At 69.4% G+C, this 3339-nt stretch carries 2 protein-coding genes and 1 pseudogene; all 3 read right to left on the reverse strand.

The features are described from left to right. Window positions 1-51 precede the first annotated feature (51 nt). Window positions 52-1995, reverse strand: a complete 1944-nt coding sequence (locus ACH34R_RS43985) for a tyrosine-type recombinase/integrase (RefSeq protein WP_397567602.1) — start codon at window positions 1993-1995, stop codon at window positions 52-54. Further along, entirely contained in the window at window positions 1992-3050 is a 1059-nt protein-coding gene (locus ACH34R_RS43990; protein WP_397567603.1) for a tyrosine-type recombinase/integrase, read from the reverse strand. The genes ACH34R_RS43985 and ACH34R_RS43990 overlap by 4 nt, the downstream gene beginning before the upstream one ends. Before the next feature lie 115 nt (window positions 3051-3165). Continuing rightward, window positions 3166-3339 (reverse strand): annotated as a pseudogene (locus ACH34R_RS43995) (transposase); the annotation flags it as partial.

Here is a 3339-nt window from a genome sequence, read left to right on the forward strand (position 1 = left end):
TCCTTTAACCGGCCCTGGCCTTTTGGGCAAGGCGGTGGAGGAGGTCGCAGTTCAGCGCTCGAGGCGGGAAATGTGGTCGGTGAGTGCGTCGGCGACGCGGGCGTGGCGGGCCGCCTCGCTGTCCCAGCCGCGATTGCCGGCGTCGGCCTGGAGTGCTTGGACGTCGGTGAGCTGGCTGTGCAGGGCGTCAGTGAACTCGGGGCCGGTGACGAAGTTGTCGCAGGTTTCGCAGATGTTGGCGTAGGGGCAGGCGCCTGCTGCTTCGTGTCGGGAGCAGTAGCCGTGAGCGACGCGGGTCTTGAGCATCTCGTTGTTCAGCCAAGTCACCTTGTCCGGGACGATCGGCTTGCCGGCCGGGGTCAGGGTGAACTGGCGGCGCATCTTGCCCATCGCTTCGTCGTAGGCGGTGCGCAGCGTCGGGGAGGCCAAGGTCGCGTAGCGGATGGTCATTTGCGGGGTGACATGTCCGAGCAGCGCCATCAGTGCCTGCAGGCTCATCCCGGCGTTGGCCAGGCTGGTGGCCCAGGTGTGGCGGAGCTGATGTGGGGTGACGACGAGTACGCCGCCGTCGGGCGCGCGGAGCCCGGCCAGTTCGGCGGCGGCGAGCAGGCCGTTGCGCAGCCGGGTCGCGCCGAGTCTGCGGCCGTGCAGGGTGAATAGGAAGTCGGTCGGCGTTCCGGTGCGTGGATGCGGCAGCGGTCGGTGAACACCGCGCAGCGTGGTCCATTCATCCAGCGCGGCGAGGGCGTCGGCGTCCAGGGGCACCATGCGTTCGGTAGCAAGCTTGCCGAGTGGGACTTTCAGCCAGGTCCCGGTGGGGCCGTAGTCGATGATGCTGCCGATTTCCAGGTCGAGCAGTTCGCCGACGCGCAGTCCAGCGCCGCGAAGGACGGGCAGGGCCAGGCGGGCGAAATCGTCGTCCAGGCGGGCGACGGCATTCATGAGGGCGGCGTCGATGTCGGGCGGCAGCGCCCGGGGCAGCGGCTGGTCGAGTTTGGGGATGTCGGCGGCGAAGATCAGGCGGCGCGGGGGTGCTTCGGCCCAGCCCCAGGCGGCGAGGTCGTCGAGCATGTTGCGCAGGCTGAGTGCCGCTGCTTGGGCGACTGCTGCCGAGACGGTCCGGTCTGCCCCGGCTGCGGCGCGCTGGCCGCGCCATGGCCGGGTGCGGTTGAAGGTGAGGTAGCCCTCGATGTGATGCCGCTCGAGCTGGCGCAGCGAGGTCACGTCGGGATGCTGGTCGGTGAGGTACTCGGCGAACGGCAACAGGTCGTTGACCAGGCTCTCCACCGATCGGGGTCGCAGGACCGCGGCGCGGGTGCCGACATAGCGCAGCAGCACCTGGCGGACCTGGTCGGCCATTGGCACCTGGGCGAAACGCTGCTCCAGGGTGCGTGCCCAGGGCCGTCGTCGGGGCGGTGTGTCGATCATGCGGGACTCGAACAAGATCTGACGGACGCTGGCGATCCGGTTGCGGTAAGCGCGGCGCGAGCTTGCCGGGATGGTCATGGTGGAGGCGATCGCGGCGTCGAAGGCGTCCACCAACTCACTGGTCACCTCGGAGACCACACCGCCGTGCCAGGCCAGCAGCACGGCCAGGCACTCGCCGAGCACCGTCTCCACCCAGTCTGCTGTCCAACCGAGCCGCAGTCCGGCCTGCCTGGCCATGGCGAAGCCGTCGGGATCGCGAGCCTGGATGGCGTCGGCCAACCCTGTCAAGTGCTTGATCCCAGCCAGCTCCAGGTCCAGCCGCAGACGGCCGGCCCCGATCGCGTAGCAGATCAGCGGCCAGGCACCGGTTCGTTTGAGCTCGAGGTGGCGCTCTGCGGCTGGAGCGGCCATCCAGATATCCAGATCGGGGTGACGTGCTAGGAACGCGTGGGCGATTCGGATGCGGTCGCGCACCGCCCTCTGACCCAGGCCGAGGTCGGCGATGTGGGCCAGGTAGTCCTTCAGCAGACTGTGCTCGGCGGAGGCTTGGCGAGCAAGGGCGGTCATCGCGAACCACTTGCGCTCTGGCGGAAGCGGGCGGCGGCGTACTCGGCCGCCAACTGCTCGACCGACAGGTGGACGTAAGCGGCGGTGGTCTCCGGATTGGCGTGGCCCATCAGCTCGCGCAACGCCAGCAGGTCGATGCCGGCCGCGGCCAACTCGGTGCCGTAGGTGTGCCGCAGCCGGTGCGGGCGCACCCGCAGCGCGCCCGAGAGCTGGCGATGACGGCGAAACAGACTGCGCAACCCGGCCTCACTCAGCGGTGCGCCCGCCGTCGGGCCCCGCAGCACCACGAAACACTCGGCCGTTTTCAACCCCGGCGGCCGTTCCAGGCGCAGGTAGGCCGCCAGTTCGGCGAAGAACGTCGCGTCGACCGGGACCACGCGTTCCTTGTTCCCCTTGCCGATCACGCGCAGCCGCCGTGCGCCCATGTCGACATCGGCCAGCTTCAGCCCGCGGACCTCCGCCGAACGCAGCCCGCCCAGCAGCATCGCCAACGCCATCGCGCGATCGCGGTGCGTGCCCAAGCTCGACAAGAACGCCTCAACATCGCCGCTCGGCAGCGACTCCGGCAGGCGGCGGGGCTGCCGCACCAGACGGCCCCCTCTGCGGGCTCGCCCCGGCCCGAGATGTCCCAGCAGTCCGCGGGCCTGTGGTCGCAGTCCCTGCCCCCGCCCGGGCGCGGGGACCGGGTTGCCTTCCCGGACGCCGGTCATGACCTGGTACTCGAAGAACGCCCGGATCGCCGCGACGCGACGGTTGATCGTGGACGGGGCCGCGCTGCGTCGCGCCAACCGCACCACCTTCCCGCCACTGTCACGACGGACGCCCTGCCAATCCACCCAGGCGAAGATGTCCGTCGGGGTCACCGCGTCAACGGTGAGCGTCTGCTCGATGAGGAAGCGGGCGAAGTTGACCAGGTCGAAGGCATAGGCCCGGATCGTGGCCGGACTGAACGCCCGCGCGGCCAAGTGCGCCAAGAAGGCGTTCGCTGCCTCGATACCGTCCCAAGCGCCGGCCAGCCGATGCTCTCCGTCGAGTAGGCGCGCGTGAACCGTCATAACCTAGCCCCATCTGTCGGTCCTCACCCGGCAGCATCCACCCACTGCGAGATCGCCGGGGCCGAATTCCAGTAACAGCCCAGATCAGGCCGCTGGAAGGCCGGTTAACAGATAGCGGGTTGTTCGACCAGATCTGACGCCAGGTCTCAGCCGGGAACGCGGCGAACGCCAGCAGGTCCTCACGAGCGGCGTCCAGATGCTCACACGCGGCCGGATACCGCGTCTTCAACGCGTCGATGACCCACGCGTGCTGGGCGCGGACCTGCTCGGCGGTGGGCTGGTCGAAGAT

This window comes from Spongiactinospora sp. 9N601 (assembly GCF_044326295.1).
Classification (GTDB): domain Bacteria; phylum Actinomycetota; class Actinomycetes; order Streptosporangiales; family Streptosporangiaceae; genus Spongiactinospora; species Spongiactinospora gelatinilytica.

Excerpts from the sequence above, each read along its gene's own strand:
- ACH34R_RS43985 (WP_397567602.1), bottom strand. The coding sequence starts at position 1,995 with ATGACCGCCCTTGCTCGCCAAGCCTCCGCCGAGCACAGTCTGCTGAAG.
- ACH34R_RS43990 (WP_397567603.1), bottom strand. The coding sequence starts at position 3,050 with ATGACGGTTCACGCGCGCCTACTCGACGGAGAGCATCGGCTGGCCGGC.